This window comes from Accumulibacter sp. (assembly GCF_016789985.1).
In the GTDB taxonomy this organism is placed as follows: domain Bacteria; phylum Pseudomonadota; class Gammaproteobacteria; order Burkholderiales; family Rhodocyclaceae; genus Accumulibacter.
On record NZ_JAEUOL010000183.1, the window covers coordinates 1 to 14814 of the forward strand.

The 14814-nt window shown below is 64.0% G+C and carries 18 protein-coding genes; 4 read left to right on the forward strand and 14 right to left on the reverse strand.

The annotated features are described in order from the left end of the window. Positions 1-151: 151 nt before the first annotated feature. A complete protein-coding gene (locus JNK99_RS10880) occupies positions 152-625 on the forward strand; it encodes a hypothetical protein (protein WP_291852734.1) in 474 nt (157 codons plus the stop codon). A 160-nt stretch (positions 626-785) separates the two neighbouring features. Here the strand turns inward: JNK99_RS10880 and JNK99_RS10885 are convergent, their stop codons facing one another. The 4 genes from JNK99_RS10885 to JNK99_RS17685 are packed head-to-tail and all read right to left on the reverse strand — an operon-like array spanning position 786 to position 2724. Next, positions 786-980, reverse strand: coding sequence for a hypothetical protein (locus tag JNK99_RS10885; RefSeq protein WP_291852737.1), 195 nt, complete (start codon positions 978-980; stop codon positions 786-788). A gap of 23 nt (positions 981-1003) precedes the next feature. Continuing rightward, a complete protein-coding gene (locus tag JNK99_RS10890) occupies positions 1004-1657 on the reverse strand; it encodes a DUF47 family protein (RefSeq protein WP_291852740.1) in 654 nt (217 codons plus the stop codon). 15 nt (positions 1658-1672) lie between these two features. Continuing rightward, positions 1673-2488: an inorganic phosphate transporter gene (locus tag JNK99_RS10895; RefSeq protein ID WP_366518755.1), complete on the reverse strand. Its 816-nt coding sequence runs from the start codon at positions 2486-2488 to the stop codon at positions 1673-1675. Continuing rightward, positions 2464-2724, reverse strand: coding sequence for an inorganic phosphate transporter (locus JNK99_RS17685; RefSeq protein ID WP_366518756.1), 261 nt, complete (start codon positions 2722-2724; stop codon positions 2464-2466). The genes JNK99_RS10895 and JNK99_RS17685 overlap by 25 nt, the downstream gene beginning before the upstream one ends. Positions 2725-2937: 213 nt before the next feature. Between JNK99_RS17685 and JNK99_RS10900 the strand changes: the two genes are divergently transcribed. Genes JNK99_RS10900 through JNK99_RS10910 form a run of 3 tightly spaced genes read left to right on the forward strand, consistent with a single transcriptional unit; the run spans position 2938 to position 5035 of the window. Beyond that, positions 2938-3789: a neutral zinc metallopeptidase gene (locus tag JNK99_RS10900; protein WP_291852742.1), complete on the forward strand. Its 852-nt coding sequence runs from the start codon at positions 2938-2940 to the stop codon at positions 3787-3789. Between the two features lie 5 nt (positions 3790-3794). Next, positions 3795-4685 carry a M23 family metallopeptidase gene (locus JNK99_RS10905; RefSeq protein ID WP_291852745.1) on the forward strand — a complete coding sequence of 297 codons (891 nt, stop codon included), beginning with the start codon at positions 3795-3797 and terminating at the stop codon, positions 4683-4685. Between the two features lie 47 nt (positions 4686-4732). After that, complete coding sequence (locus JNK99_RS10910) at positions 4733-5035, forward strand: hypothetical protein (protein ID WP_291852748.1); 303 nt, start codon at positions 4733-4735, stop codon at positions 5033-5035. Here the strand turns inward: JNK99_RS10910 and JNK99_RS10915 are convergent. The 10 genes from JNK99_RS10915 to JNK99_RS10960 form a co-directional block, all read right to left on the reverse strand. Next, a complete protein-coding gene (locus tag JNK99_RS10915; RefSeq protein ID WP_291852751.1) occupies positions 5032-6213 on the reverse strand; it encodes an O-succinylhomoserine sulfhydrylase in 1182 nt (393 codons plus the stop codon). The two genes, JNK99_RS10910 and JNK99_RS10915, sit on opposite strands and share 4 nt — an antisense overlap. Positions 6214-6218: 5 nt before the next feature. After that, entirely contained in the window at positions 6219-7745 is a 1527-nt protein-coding gene (gene purF, locus JNK99_RS10920; RefSeq protein WP_291852753.1) for an amidophosphoribosyltransferase, read from the reverse strand. Between the two features lie 9 nt (positions 7746-7754). Beyond that, positions 7755-8243, reverse strand: coding sequence for a CvpA family protein (locus JNK99_RS10925; protein ID WP_291852756.1), 489 nt, complete (start codon positions 8241-8243; stop codon positions 7755-7757). Then, a complete protein-coding gene (locus JNK99_RS10930) occupies positions 8240-9217 on the reverse strand; it encodes an SPOR domain-containing protein (protein ID WP_291852758.1) in 978 nt (325 codons plus the stop codon). Before JNK99_RS10930 ends, JNK99_RS10925 begins: the two co-directional genes overlap by 4 nt. Positions 9218-9243: 26 nt before the next feature. After that, complete coding sequence (gene folC / locus JNK99_RS10935; RefSeq protein WP_291852761.1) at positions 9244-10536, reverse strand: bifunctional tetrahydrofolate synthase/dihydrofolate synthase; 1293 nt, start codon at positions 10534-10536, stop codon at positions 9244-9246. 52 nt (positions 10537-10588) lie between these two features. Beyond that, the gene (gene accD / locus JNK99_RS10940) at positions 10589-11461 is read right to left on the reverse strand and encodes an acetyl-CoA carboxylase, carboxyltransferase subunit beta (protein ID WP_291852763.1); all 873 of its coding nucleotides are present in this window, start codon (positions 11459-11461) and stop codon (positions 10589-10591) included. Then, the gene (trpA, locus tag JNK99_RS10945) at positions 11449-12282 is read right to left on the reverse strand and encodes a tryptophan synthase subunit alpha (RefSeq protein WP_291852766.1); all 834 of its coding nucleotides are present in this window, start codon (positions 12280-12282) and stop codon (positions 11449-11451) included. Before trpA ends, accD begins: the two co-directional genes overlap by 13 nt. Before the next feature lie 2 nt (positions 12283-12284). Then, positions 12285-13490 carry a tryptophan synthase subunit beta gene (trpB, locus tag JNK99_RS10950; RefSeq protein WP_291852769.1) on the reverse strand — a complete coding sequence of 402 codons (1206 nt, stop codon included), beginning with the start codon at positions 13488-13490 and terminating at the stop codon, positions 12285-12287. Positions 13491-13639: 149 nt separating this feature from the next. After that, positions 13640-14287 carry a phosphoribosylanthranilate isomerase gene (locus JNK99_RS10955; protein WP_291852772.1) on the reverse strand — a complete coding sequence of 216 codons (648 nt, stop codon included), beginning with the start codon at positions 14285-14287 and terminating at the stop codon, positions 13640-13642. Beyond that, the coding region (locus tag JNK99_RS10960; protein WP_291852775.1) for a tRNA pseudouridine synthase A at positions 14284-14814 on the reverse strand (531 nt) is incomplete at its 5' end. The genes JNK99_RS10960 and JNK99_RS10955, both read right to left, overlap by 4 nt.

A 14814-nucleotide genomic window follows, 5' to 3' on the forward strand; every position in this document is an offset into this window, starting at 1 on the left:
CGGTGAAGGTCCGGTTAGGCGCCGGGGTCGGGCCTTCATTCGTATTGCGACCTCTACGCGCCTGCGTGCCACCTCACATGGTGCACCCGATCAGGGCTTTCATGCTCGGGGGCGAGTAAGCCGAATCATGAATGGTTAGGAGAATTGTTTGATGAAATCAGGATCACTCGCCCTGTTCCTGCTGTTGCCGGCATTAACCGCCGGTGCGGCAGAGAAACTGTCCTGCCCGAATCTGGTGACCGCCATGCAGGTCGGCAACTGTCCCTCCGAGGTCGAACTGCAATTCACCTTCAACGGGTTCTGCAGCGACAACCGGCGTATGTACCAGGACGATGCCGCGCTATGCACCGACTACCGGGACTATCGGCAGCACAAGAACGTCGTGGCGTGGGAGTCGCAGGACGGCGCGTTCATGGCCTACCTGTCCTGCGATTTGCCGGCGGCCAGTATCAAGGCGGCGCGCGTCATCAGGATCGAGGTGGCGCGCCAGGGCAAGATCAGCCGGGTTGCCTGTCACTACGGTGAAGGAATCACCTTCACACACCGTTCCCGGCGGGAATGCAGGCTTGCCGGCCCGGCGGAATGCGCCGGCAGTCCGCTATCGTGCCAGGCAAGCTGCGAGTGAAACGGCGGACCGGTCGCCGATAGCGCCCGCCGGGAGACCTCGCGCAGCGAAATCCGGCATGCGGCGCTGCGCCGGGCTGTGGCCGCAGGAAGGCACGTCGCAAAATGAAACGCGGCGCGATACCAGAGGTATGCGCCGCGCGTGATGCTCTACCGACAAATCAGGTCTTGGGTTTGGCCGGTGTGCTCATTTCCGTCTGGCCATCCTTGGCTTTTTCAGCCGAGCAGGCGACAGCAGTTGCACTTGAAAGCGCCAGCGCCAGGGCCATCAGGCCGGCGACCAGTTTCCCCATACGCTTCTCCTCGTGGCTGCCGACATTGGCCACCACACTGTAGGCCCAAGAACTGCGAAACACAACCCCGTTTTCGTCAATGCTTTTCAGCACAGCTTGACGACGATGTTGTCGAGCGCGCGCGCCGCATCGGCAACGCGGTCGGCGGCGTTGGAGAGGTGGCGATAGGTTTCGCGGCGCTTGAACATGTTCAGGTAGTCGTCACCCTGGAAAAGCGCGGTAATTGCCCGGCGGTACGATTTTTCCACCGTGCGCTCGGCTTTCCGCGCCGCGTTGGCATCGACGCCGGCGCCCGCCGGATCTGTTGCCAGGCGGGCAAAACCCTTGGCCAATGCTTCGGTACCTTCGCGAATGTGCAGGGCGATTTCCAGGCTGTGCTTGTCGGGTTGCAGACCCAGCATGTCCATCTCGACCACCGTCGATTTGCAGTAGTTGACAATGTCGTCGAGCGTGGTGATTGCGCGGAACAGGTCTTCACGATCGATCGGCGTCGAGAAGGCATCGCTCAGCACGCTGAGGTTGGCGGCCTTGATGCGGTCGGCTTCGTGCTCGTCATCGCGAACTCTCTGGGCGACGGTCACGTCGCCGGTTTCCATGAACTCGACGAGCAGGCGGGTGGTCTCGGCGGCGTTCGAACTCTGTTCGGCCAGCATGCCGAAGAAGTCGGCGACGGTCGGGAAAACCCGCTCGTAGAGACGGCGGAAGATGGGCTTGTTGTCTTCGTCTTGATTGTTGTCCATGGTTTATCTCCTCAGTTAGTGTTGGCCAAGCATGATTCGGGCGAGTGCATAGCAGACAATGGCGGTGAGTGCCGAGGCCGGGATGGTGATCACCCAGGTTTTTGCGATGTCGACCGCCTTCTTCCAGCGCACGGCGCGCGGGTGTTCGGAATAGCCGATGCCCATGATCGAGGTGGCCACCACGTGCGTCGTCGATACGGGTGCGCCGAGGTATGAGGCGGAGAGGATCAGCAGGCCGGAAGTGAGCTGCGACGACAAGGCGTGCAGCGGGCGTACACGATAGATGGCAAAACCGAGCGTCCGGACGATGCGCCAGCCACCGGACAGGATGCCGAGCGTGATTGCCGTGGCACAGGCCAGGACCACCCAGAACGGTACGTCGAACTTGGGAATGAAGCCACCGAGCAGCAACACCAGCGTCAGCATGCCCATGCTCTTCTGTGCGTCGTTGGCACCGTGCGAGAAGGCAAGGCAGGCCGCACTGGCGAATTGCAGTTTGCGCAGCGTGTTGTTGGCGCTTGGTTTGGCTCCGGCCATCATCTTGCGCCCGATACGGAACACCAGGAAACCGACCCAGAAGCCGAGTAATGGCGAGGCGAACAGGGAAACCAGCACCTTCATCACGCCGATCAGCTTGCCATCCTGCATGAGCGGCGTCCAGCCCCAGATCACGTACTGTGATCCGACCGCCGCAACGACCGCGCCGGCCAGTCCGCCGACCAGCGCATGCGACGACGACGAAGGAATACCGAACCACCAGGTGGCGAGATTCCAGACGATGGCACCGAGCAGGCCACAGAAGAGGATCAGGACGGCGAGTTCCGCGTCCACTGTCGACAGGTCGACAGGTCGACGAACTTGCCGATGGTGTTGGCCACCGCGGTACCGCCGAGCAGGGGTCCGAGGAATTCGAAGACACCGACGATGACGACCGCCTGCGCCGGGGTCATCGCGCGGGAAGCGATGATCGTGGCGACGATGTTGGCAGCGTCGTGAAAGCCGTTCGTGTAATCGAAAAACAAGACGACCAGCACAGTGGCCACGGCCATCCAATAGAGATTCTCCATACGCGCCCCTCCTGTTAACGAACCTCGCCGGTCCGCTTCTTGTAAAAAGTCCGCGGATTATGCACGAAAATCTGACTTTGTCCACCTTTCACTGATCCTGGCGACGGTCGGATGACCATTGGGGGACAAACCATGCATATGCTGAAGCACTGCGCCTTGCCCGCCGTTCTGTTAGCATTGACGGCGAGTGATGCGAGCGATGGAGGATGATCCGTGCGCCTGGAAGAACAAGACGCAAGCCAGAACGTCGAGGACAGAAGAGGGGGTGGCGGGCGCGCTGGCGTCGGCATCGGGACTCTGGTGATCGCACTGGCCGCCGGCTACTTTCTCGGCATCGACCCGGCGGTGATTCTCGGGCTGGCCTCGAATGCCGGTTCGCCGGCCTCGGCCGTCAGACCGGCACAGAAACCGCCGGCGACCGATGAAATGGCCACCTTTGTCGCCAAGGTGCTCGGCAGCACCGAGACCACCTGGCATGCCGTCTTCAACGAGGCGGGGCGCCGCTACCAGGAGCCGAAGCTGGTCCTGTTCACCGGGGCGACCCCGACGGCATGCGGCACGGGACAGTCGGCGATGGGCCCCTTCTACTGCCCGGCCGATCAGAAGGTCTATATCGACCTGGCGTTTTACCGGGATCTCCGCGAGCGTTTCCAGGCCCCCGGCGAGTTTGCGCAGGCCTACGTGATCGCGCACGAAGTCGGCCACCATGTGCAGAACCTGCTGGGCATTTCGGACAAGGTGCATGCCGCACAGCAGCGCAGTCGCAACCGGGCTGCGGCCAATGCCCTCTCGGTGCGACTGGAACTGCAGGCCGACTGTTTTGCCGGGGTCTGGGGCCATCGTGCCGACAGCATGAAGAAGATCCTCGAACCGGGCGAAACCGAGCAGGCGCTGACCGCTGCCTCGGCGATTGGTGACGACCGCCTGCAAAAGCAGACGCGCGGCCAGATCGTTCCCGAATCCTTCACTCACGGTACCTCCGAACAGCGCGTGCGCTGGTTCAAGCGGGGCATGGAAAGCGGCGACGTTCGCCAGTGCGACACCTTCAGCGCGGCAGCGCTCTAGCCGGCATGGCAGGGCTTTCGACCATCCGGCGCGCTGTCGTCATGGGCAGCGCCTGGCTGTTGATCGTGCTGCGGCCGGCCGGGACAGAGGCTTCGCTGCCTCGGCAAGCCAGTGTTCCCGGCGGCGTGGCGCAGGTGTCGCTCGGTCCTGCGGCGGCCGGCGGCCGTCCACCGCAGGCCTGGCTCGGCGAGCAGCCGGTCCTCGTCGTCAAGGAGCACGGACAGTGGATCGCGGTCGTCGGGCTGGCGCTGGATATTGCGCCCGGAGAGCACGAACTGCGGGTGCAGAGCGTCGATCAGGCGGCCGAGAAGCCGGTGGGAGAAGTCCGCAGCGTCCCCTTCGGTGTCAGCCCGAAGAACTACCCCGAGCAACGGATCACCCTCAAGGACAGCAGCAAGGTGCAGTTGTCGCCCGCGGATGTGGCTCGGGTTGAGGGTGAAATCGCCGCCATCCAGCGTCTCAAACGCCACTGGCGGCCGGTCGACGCGGTCGATCTGAACTTTGTTCTGCCGGCCGCGGGGCGGCTGAGCGGACGTTTCGGCCTGCGTCGCTACTTCAACGGCGAGCCGCGCTCGCCACATGCCGGCTTCGACATCGCCACGCCGCGCGGCTCAGCCGTCAGGGCCAATGCCGAGGGCATCGTGCTTGCCGCCGATGACTACTTTTTCAATGGCCGGACGGTTTTCGTCGACCACGGCAACGGGCTGATCAGCATGTACTGCCACCTCGACCGGGTCGATGTACAGCCCGGCGAGGTGGTTGGCAAGGGACAGCGTCTGGGGCTCTCGGGGATGACCGGCCGCGCCACCGGCCCGCACCTGCACTGGGGGGTCGTGCTCAACGGCGCGATGGTCGATCCGGAGCTTTTTGTCGCCGGTCGCGGCCAGGTGCGCTGAAAGACCGCGCTGATCAGTCACTACAACAAGCCTCTTCTGGAGCAAGCATGAAACACGTCATCTGGGTACTCTGGCCGGCCTTCATTGCGGCGGGCATTGCCGAAACGATCTTCTTCACCCTGATCGATCCGGCGCAACTGTATCTGTTTGGAGAGCGCGTCGAATGGTCGGCGACGGCCACCTATTCGACGGGCTTCCTGCTCTTCTGGCTGGTCTGCTCGGGATCGAGCCTGATGACCTATTTCATGATGCCCGAAGTTGCCAAGGAGGCGCTGAGAAAGGCCGCCAGCGAGCGCGAAGACCTGGCCCGCCCGAAGAAGCGCCGGGAAGACACCGGCAGCCAGCGCTAGATCGACGACAGGCCGCGCTCGAGGTCGTTCTGCAGGTCGGTCACTGCTTCCAGGCCGACCGCGATGCGCAGCAGGTCCTCGCCGATGCCTGCCGCGGCGCGCTGTTCGGGAGTGATGCGACCGTGCGTCGTCGAGGCGGGGTGGGTCAGTGTCGTCTTGGTGTCGCCGAGATTGGCGGTGATCGACAGCAGGCGACAGCTATCGATCACCTTCCAGGCCTCGGGCCGGCCGCCCTTGACGGTGAAGGAAACGATTGCGCCGCCGCTGTGCTGCTGCCGCCGGGCGAGATCGAACTGCGGGTGCGACGGCAGGCCCGGGTAATGGACGCGTGCCACCCTGGAATGTTCCTCCAGCCAGCGCGCCAGTTGCAGCGCGCGTGACGATTGCGTTTCGATGCGAATCTGCAGCGTTTCCAGCCCCTTGAGCAGCACCCATGCGTTGAATGCCGAGAGCGTTGGTCCGGCCGTACGCAGGAAGCGGAACACTTCGTCGGTCAGGCGCCTGGGCCCGGCGACGGCACCACCGAGAACCCGTCCCTGACCATCAAGAAACTTGGTTGCCGAGTGCACGACGAGATCGGCGCCGAGGTCAAGCGGACGCTGCAGAATCGGCGTGCAGAAACAGTTGTCGACGGCCAGAAGGACGCCGCGTGCGCGGGCAAGCCTTGCCAGGGCCGGAATGTCGGCGATCTCGGTCAGCGGGTTCGACGGCGTTTCGAGAAAGAACAGCCTGGTTTCCGGTCGCATCGCCGCCTGCCAGGCAGCGACATCGGTTTGCGAGACGAAGCTGGTCTGAATGCCGAAACGCGGCAGTATGGTGCCGAGCAATTGCTGGGTGGCACCGAACAGTCCGTTCGAGGCTACGATGTGGTCGCCGGCACTGCACAGCGCCATGATCAGCGACAGGATGGCCGACATGCCCGATGCCGTGGCGATGCATGCTTCGGCCCCTTCGAGCGCGGCAAGGCGATCCTGGAAGGCAGCAACCGTCGGATTGGTGAAGCGCGAGTAGACATTGCCTTCCTCCTCACCCGAGAAGCGGGCGGCTGCCTGGGCTGCGCTGGTGAAGACAAAACTCGAAGTGAGGTAGAGTGCTTCGCTGTGCTCGTTGAACTGGCTGCGCTCCTGCCCGGCACGCACCGCCAGGGTCTCGATGGAATAGTCACGACTGTTTTTCATGGCCGTCAGCCCGCAGACATCAGATTGAGTTGCAATTGTCTCGACGCCCAGCGCTCTTCCTTGCTGACCGTTCGGTGACCTTCCCTGGCCATTTCGATGGCCGTCAGGTACTCCGTCGTGACATCGCCGGTGACGTAGCATCCATCGAAGCAGGAGGTGTCGAAGTGGCACAGCGCCGGTTTGAGGTCGCTAATCGAAGCGGTGAGTGCCTCCAGATCCTGATAGACCAGCGCATCGGCACCGATCTCATGGCCAATCTCTTCTCCGGTGCGCCCGGTGGCGATCAGTTCGCCGCGCGTCGGCATGTCGATGCCATAGACGTTGGGATAGCGGACGGGGGGCGAAGCGGACGCGAAATAGACCTTCAGGGCGCCGGCGGCGCGCGCCATCTCGACGATCTCGCGGCTGGTGGTGCCGCGCACGATCGAATCATCGACCAGCAGGACGCGCTTGCCCTTGAACTCCTGGGCGACCGTGTTGAGCTTCTGGCGGACCGAGCGTTTGCGGACGGCCTGGCCCGGCATGATGAAGGTGCGACCGATGTAGCGGTTCTTGACAAAACCCTCGCGGTAGGGGACTCCGATGCGCTGCGCGAGTTGCATCGCCGACGGGCGACTCGAATCGGGAATCGGAATGACCACATCGATCTGGTCGACCGGGATATGCCTGACCAGCTTGTCGGCCAGGTGCTCGCCCATGCGCAGGCGCGCCTCATAGACCGATACTCCGTCGATCACCGAGTCCGGGCGGGCGAGATAGACAAACTCGAAGACGCACGGCGAGAGCGCCGCATGGCTGGCGCACTGACGCTGATGCAGCCGGTGGTCGAGGTCGACGAAGATCGCTTCACCGGGTGCCACGTCGCGCAGCACCTGGAAACCGAGCGTGTCGAGCGCCACCGACTCGGAGGCAAAAAGGTACTCGATACCCTCCGCGCTATCGTTGGTTCCGAAAACCAGTGGCCGGATGCCAAAGGGGTCACGGAAGGCGAGCATGCCGTGCCCGGCGATGATCGCGACGACGGCATAGGCGCCACGGCAGCGCCGGTGAACTGCGGCTACGGCGGCAAAGATGGTGTCGAGATCCAGCCGACAGCCCTTGGCGGTGGCCTGCAGTTCATGCGCCAGAATGTTGAGCAGGACTTCCGAATCGGAGCCGGTGTTGATATGCCGCAGGTCCTGACGGAACATTTCATCCTTGAGTTGTTCGGTATTGGTCAGGTTGCCGTTGTGTCCGAGAACGATGCCGAACGGCGAGTTTACGTAGAACGGTTGCGAGAGGGCGGAATCGAAGGCCGAGCCGGCGGTCGGGTAGCGGCAGTGAGCGATGCCCATGTTGCCGGGCAGAGCGCGCATGTTGCGGGTGCGAAACACGTCGCGCACCAGCCCGGAGCCCTTGTGCATGTGAAAGGCGTCGTCTTCGGCGGTCACGATGCCGGCGGCGTCCTGGCCGCGGTGCTGCAGGACCATCAGCCCATCATAAAGCAGCTGGTTGACCGGTGTGGTTGCGACAACTCCGAGAATTCCGCACATAGTCGTTCCCTACCCAAACCTGATTCGTTTAGCCACGTCGGACGGCAACCAGGGCTTGCTTGCCAGGACGGCCGTTTCGAGCGGGGCAGCGAAGTAGGCCTCGCTCCACCACCTTTCCTTGGGTAGTGCCGTCATGCCGCCGATGGCAACCAGGATCGTGACGATCACCAGCCCCCTGGCGATGCCGAAGACCACACCCAGCAGCCGATCGCTCAGGCTCATCCCGAGGGCCTTGAGCAGACTGCGCACGGCCAGGCGGAGCAGGGCCATGGCGACCAGCACTCCGACGAACACCGCTGCCCAGCCGGCGACCAGACGTATCGTCGGATCGGCAATGCCGCCGAACCACCCGGCCAGCTCGGCACCCCACCATTTGGCCGCGAAGAACGCCAGGACCCAGGCGGCCAGAGCAATGATCTCGCCGACTACGCCGCGCCACATGCCGAGCAGGAGAGAGGCGCCGATGATGACCAGCACGAGATAGTCGAAGACTGTCATTGCCGGCCGGCGACGACTCCACTGACGCCAATGGCTTTCAACTTCTCCATGGCGCGGTCGGCAGCCTCACGGTTGGGGAAGGGGCCGGCCCGCACGCGCGTCTTCTTGCCGTCCGGTGTTTCAAGGATTTCGGTATAGGTGCTGACCCCGGCCGCGCTGATCTTGCCCTGCAGTTGTTTGGCGTTATCGGGATTGGCAAAGGCGCCAATCAGGATGACCTGCTGGCCGCCGGATTTCGCCGCTGCCGCCGACGGTTTTGCCGGTGCTGCACTGGCCGGCGAGGCATCGTCGGCGGCGGGCTTGCTGCTTTCCTCGGAACCGCTCTCGGCCGGTTTGTCGACCTTCTTGACCGGTGCTTTCTCGGGTGCCTTTTCAGCCGGTTTGTCGAGTTTCTTCTCGGGCGGTTTCTCCGGCACCTTCTCCGCCGGTCTGGCGGGCGGTTTTTCCGGTGTCTTCTCTGTTGGCTTGGCCAGTGTCTTCTCGACTGGCTTGGCAGGCGGCTTCTCGGGTGCTTTCTCGGACGGCTTCTCGGCCGGTTTGACGGGTTTCTTGTCGGCAGGTTTCTCTGGTGGTTTCTCTGCGGGCTTGTCGATCTTCTTGACCGGTGGCCTCTCGGGCGGCTTCTCAGCCGGTTTGTCGGCTTTCCTGTCGCTGGCCTGGTCATTCGGCGGGGCAACCGTGGCGACTGGTTTGTCTGTCGGGACGGGCGCTGCCAGCTTGTCGGGCCCCTCGCCGACAGCCGTGCTGCCGGTGGCAGGTGCGGCCGTGCGGGCCGCCAGTCTGGGCTGGAACGGTACCTGATCCTGGCCGGGAATTCTTATCTGGACGTCCTGGACCTGTTGCTTGGGCTCCTCGTCCATGACCATCGGCAGGACGACCGCCGCCAGTCCGGCGAAGGCCACCGCTCCGACCAGTCGGCGCCGGGCCCGTTTCTTGAGCTGCAATTGCGGGTCGGGTGTTTCAGTCATCGCCATCGGGGAGTCCACTCGTGTCGCTTCGATCAGCGACCATGCTGCCTGTTGCGCATGACGGCCGCGACCGTGTAGAACGATCCAAAGACGACGATTCTATCATTTTCCCCGGCCAGCTCGGCAGAACGCTCGAAAGCGAGCGTCGGTGAAGCAAAACATTCCGTCTTGCCACCGAGCGCGGCGCGGCTTACGACGCTGGCCAGGGTTTGCGACGATGCGCCACGCGCAACATCGAGGTCGGCCAGCAGCCAGCAATCAACCTTGCCGGCCAGTGGCGCGAGCGAGCCTGCGATGTCCTTGTCGGCCAGCATGCCGACGACGGCGATCGTTCTGGCAGAGAAAGGCATGCCGGCAAGCTTGTCGGCCAAGCCGGTCACCGCCTGCGGATTGTGCGCCACGTCGAGGATGACGGCCGGCCGGCCGGGGAGAATCTGAAAACGTCCCGGCAGCTTCACTTCACTCAGTCCGCGCCGCATCGCCTGCATCGAGACCGGCAGCTGTTGCCGCAGCGAGTCGACAGCGGCGAGCGCGGCCGAGGCATTGGCCAGTTGTCCGGCGCCGCGCAGGGCAGGATGGGCGAGGCCGCCTCGCCGCTGTCCGCCGCGCGTCCAGAAGGTCCATTGCTGGAGGTTCCCGAAGTAGCCGAAATCGCGCCCGAGGAGCTTCAGGTCGGCCGCCACCGCCTGTGCGTATTCGAGCAGGCTGCGGGGTGGATCGGGATCGGCACAGATTGCCGGTCTGTCGCGACGAAAGATGCCGGCCTTCTCGAAACCGATCGCCTCGCGAGTCGATCCGAGCCAGTCGGTGTGATCGAGTGCAATGCCGGTGACGATGGCACAGTCCGGGGCATAGGCGTTGACTGCGTCGAGGCGGCCACCCAGTCCGACTTCAAGAATCAGGACTTCCACCTGCTGCGCGAGAAAAACCTCGACGGCGGCCAGCGTACCGAACTCGAAGTAGGTCAGTGCCACCTTGCCGGCCGTCTGGCGAGCCGCTTCGACCCTGGCAAACGCCGTGCACAAGGCGGCATCGCTGACTGGCTGCCGATCGATGCGTACGCGCTCATTGTACTCGAGCAGATGTGGCGAGGTGTAGCAGCCGACGTGATAGCCGGCAAAGCTGTAGATGGCCTCGAGATAGGCGCAGGTCGAACCCTTGCCGTTGGTGCCGCCAACGATGATTACCGGGCACTGCATGTCCTGTGCCAGCTCCCGCTGGACTTGCCGGACACGCTCCAGGCCAAGTTCGATTCCACCTTGTCCGCGTGGATGAAGGCTTTCGAGGTGAGCCAGCCAGAGCGATAGCGAAGGACGGGAGTGCACGCGCTCGGCAGTTGGCTGCTCTGCGTGCTCGTCGTCGCTCACAACCGGTGGCTCACTGCAATGCAGGCCGTTTCTGCAGCAGTGCGAGCACGCCGGCCACCCGCTCCTTCATCTGGCGGCGATCGACGATCAGATCGAGGGCGCCTTTCTCGATCAGGAACTCGGAACGTTGAAAACCCTCCGGCAGTGTTTCGCGGACGGTCTGTTCGATCACACGGGGGCCGGCAAAGCCGATCAAGGCTCCTGGCTCGGCGATCACCACGTCGCCGATGAAGGCGAAGGAAGCCGACACTCCGCCCATCGTCGGGTCGGTGAGAATCGAAATGAAGGGCAGCTTCGCCTGCGACAGACGAGTCAGGATCGCCGTCGTCTTGGCCATCTGCATCAGCGAAAACAGGCCTTCCTGCATGCGCGCGCCGCCCGATGCGGTGACACAGATGAAAGGCTCGCCGTGGTCGACCGCCGCTTGCACCCCGCGCACGAAACGTTCGCCGAGCACCGAACCCATCGAGCCGCCCATGAAATCGAACTCGAAAACGGCCAGGACGACCGGCCAGCCGGCCAGCGAACCGCGCATGACGATCAGCGCGTCGGTCTCGCCGGTGGCCTCGGTGGCGTCCTGCAAACGGTCGGGGTAGCGGCGGCTGTCCTTGAACGAGAGCGAGTCGACCGGCAGCACTTCGGCTGCGATCTCCGAGCGGCCTGCGGGATCGAGCAGCAGATCGATGCGCGCGCGCGCTTCGAGCCGCTTGTGATGTCCGCACTTCGGACAGACGTTGCTGTTGTTGACCAGATCGGTCGCGTAGAGCACGGTTTCGCACGCCGGACACTTGCTCCACAGTCCTTCGGGCAGCGACGAGCGGCGTGCAATCCCGCTGTCGTTGCGCTTGATCTTTGGTGGCAACAGTTTGTTCAGCCAACCCATTCTTGTCCTCCCGCGGCAACTGCTGCAGCATCCATCCCGCGACGAATGCCGGCAAGCAGGGCAAACACTTTTTCACAGGCCTCGCCGGAGGCGGAGTGTTCGATCTCTTCGATGATCCGGCTGCCGACGACCACTGCATCGGCCACTCCGGCCACTGCGGCGGCCGTTGCGGCATCGCGGATGCCGAATCCGACTCCCACCGGCACCCCGGTGCGCGCCCTGATTTCCGGGATACGCGCGGCGACCGCTGCGACGTCAAGCGCGGCCGAACCGGTGACACCCTTCAGCGAGACATAGTAGATGTAGCCGCTGGCCAGTGCGCCGACCTCTGTGATACGTGCGTCGCTCGACGTTGGTGCCAGCAGGAAGATCGGATCGAGTGCCCGGCGCTGCAGTGCATCGGCCAACTCGCTGCTTTCCTCGGGCGGGTAATCGACGACCAGTACCCCATCCACTCCGGCAGTGCCGGCGGCGGCGGCAAATGCCGCGATCCCCATCGCTTCGATCGGGTTGGCGTAGCCCATGAGAACGACCGGTGTCTGCCGATCGTCGGCCCGGAAGGCGGCGACCAGCGCCAGTACCTGCCGCAGGTTGACACCTCGCGCCAAGGCGCGCTCCGAGGCGCGCTGGATGGTTGGTCCGTCCGCCATCGGATCGGAGAAAGGTACGCCGAGTTCGATGATGTCGGCTCCGGCACGGACCAGGGCGTGCATCAAGGGTACGGTCAGTGCCGGGTCGGGGTCGCCGGCGGTGATGAACGGGATCAGCGCCTTGCGCCCGCGGGCCTGCAAGCGCTCGAATGTCTCGGTAATCTTTCCCATGGTCAGAACCTGATTCCCGATTTGTCGGCAACGGTGTGCATGTCCTTGTCCCCGCGCCCGGAGAGATTGACCAGCAGGATGTTGTCGCGCGGCAGCGTCGGCGCCAACTGGCTGGCGTAGGCCAGAGCATGGCTCGATTCCAGCGCCGGGATGATGCCTTCCAGACGGCAGAGGTCATGGAAGGCCTGCAGCGCCTCGCCGTCACTGACGCTGACATAGGTGGCCCGACCGCTGTCCTTGAGCCAGGCGTGCTCGGGGCCGACGCCGGGATAATCGAGACCGGCCGATACCGAGTGTGTCTCGATGATCTGCCCGTCCTCATCCTGCAGCAGATAGGTGCGGTTGCCGTGCAGCACGCCCGGACGCCCGGCGGTCAGTGAGGCGGCGTGGTGGCCGCTGGCGATGCCTTCGCCGGCCGCCTCGACGCCGATCAGACGTACGCCGGCGACCCCGACATAGGGGTGGAAGATTCCCATCGCATTGGAGCCGCCTCCGACACAGGCAATCACTGCGTCTGGCTGGCGTCCGCAGTGCTCCTGCATCTGCCCGATGCACTCGCGACCGATGACCGATTGGAAGTCACGCACCATCATCGGGTAGGGATGCGGACCGGCGACCGTGCCGATGATGTAGAAGGTATCGGAGACCTTGGTCACCCAGTCGCGCATCGCCTCGTTCAAGGCATCCTTGAGCGTCCGTGAGCCGCTTTCGACGGGGGTCACGGTCGCGCCGAGCAGTTTCATGCGGTAAACGTTGGCCGCTTGCCGCCGGATGTCTTCGGAACCCATGTAAACCACGCACGCCATGCCGTAACGTGCGGCAACGGTGGCCGTCGCGACGCCATGCTGGCCGGCGCCGGTTTCGGCGATCACCCGTGGTTTGCCCATGCGCCGCGCGAGCAGCGCCTGGCCGATGCAGTTGTTGATCTTGTGCGCGCCGGTGTGATTGAGATCTTCCCGTTTCAGGTAAATCTGCGCGCCACCGAGCAGGTCCGACCAGCGCCGGGCGTGATAGACCGGACTGGGGCGACCGACATAATGCTTCAGCTCATATTCGAATTCGGCGACGAACTGTGGATCCTGCCGGGCGACGGCGTAGGCTTCCTTCAGTTCATCGAGTGCCCCGATCAGGGTTTCTGCGACGAAAACACCACCGTAGGGGCCAAAATGGCCCCTGGCGTCAGGTAAATCATATCCATGCACGGCCATCAACATCTCCTTGCGCCTTGTTGCGAGACAACGCTGGTAGAGCATCGGTCAAGACCACCAAGCGTTGCCGCCTCAGGTATGTTTGGCCAGGTGTTGACGCCAGCAGGTCCGCGTCCGTCCACCAGATTTCTTGCGCATGAACAGCCTCGTCAAGACATTTCGCAGCACTCGCCGCCAGGCGATCCAGCCGACCGGACCGCTGTCACGAAGGCGCGAATCTTTGCGCCATCCTTGATTCCCCTGCCTGCCTCGACCCCGGACGACACATCGACCGCGTCGGGTCTCAGGCGGCGCACGGCCTCTCCTACGTTGTCCGCATCAAGGCCGCCGGACAGTATCAGGGGCTTGCCGAGCGAGGCAGGTACCAGTGACCAGTCGAAAACTTTGCCGCCGCCACCGTAACCGTCCACAAAGGCATCGAGCAGGATTGCCTGGGCCGAAGGGAAAGCAGCCGCGTATTGTATCAAATCCATGCCGGGCCGAACGCGCGCCGCCTTGATGTAGGGCCGATCGAACTGGCAGCAGTAGGTCTCATCCTCGTCACCGTGCAGTTGCAACACGTGGAGCGGCACGGCAGCGAGTGTGGCCCGCACGGTCTGCGGATCGGCGTTGACGAACAGTCCGACGATGCTGATGAAGGGAGGCACGGCGCGCGCCAGTCGGGTGGCAGTCGGCACATCGACATAGCGCGGACTCGGTGGGTAGAAAACCAGGCCCAGTGCGTCGGCCCCCGCCTGCACGGCCTGCTGCAGGTCCTCGATGCGCGTCAGGCCGCAGATCTTGATGCGTGGCGTCATGTCGTCAACTGCGTTGCTTGCAGGTCGGGCATGAGAGGCTGGCCGGCGCTTTCGTCGGCCGGTGGCAAACCCCAGCGCGCCGGATAGTGGACCGCAACCAGATAGAGACCGGCCGCCGGAAAAGTCGGTGCGGCCAGGCGCCGGTCGCGGTTGGCCAGCAATTCGGCGATCCACTCCGGTGGATGCCTGCCCTGGCCGATGGCAACGAGGCTGCCGACCAGGTTGCGCACCATATGGTGCAAGAAGGCCGATGCCTCGAAATCGAGGACGATCAGGTCCCCGAAGCGCTGTAGCTCGGCTCGGTGCATGATCTTGACCGGCGATATGGCTTGGCATTCGGCGGCGCGAAAAGCGGAAAAATCCTGCTCGCCGAGCAGGAGGTCGGCCGCCGCACGCATCGCAGCGAGGTCGAGCGGCTGATGGTACCAACCCACCCTGCCGTGCCAGACGCCGGTCCGGTGTGCCCGATTGACCAGTAGATAGCGATAGTGGCGCGCCCTGGCGGCCGAGCGTGCGTGGAAGTCCGG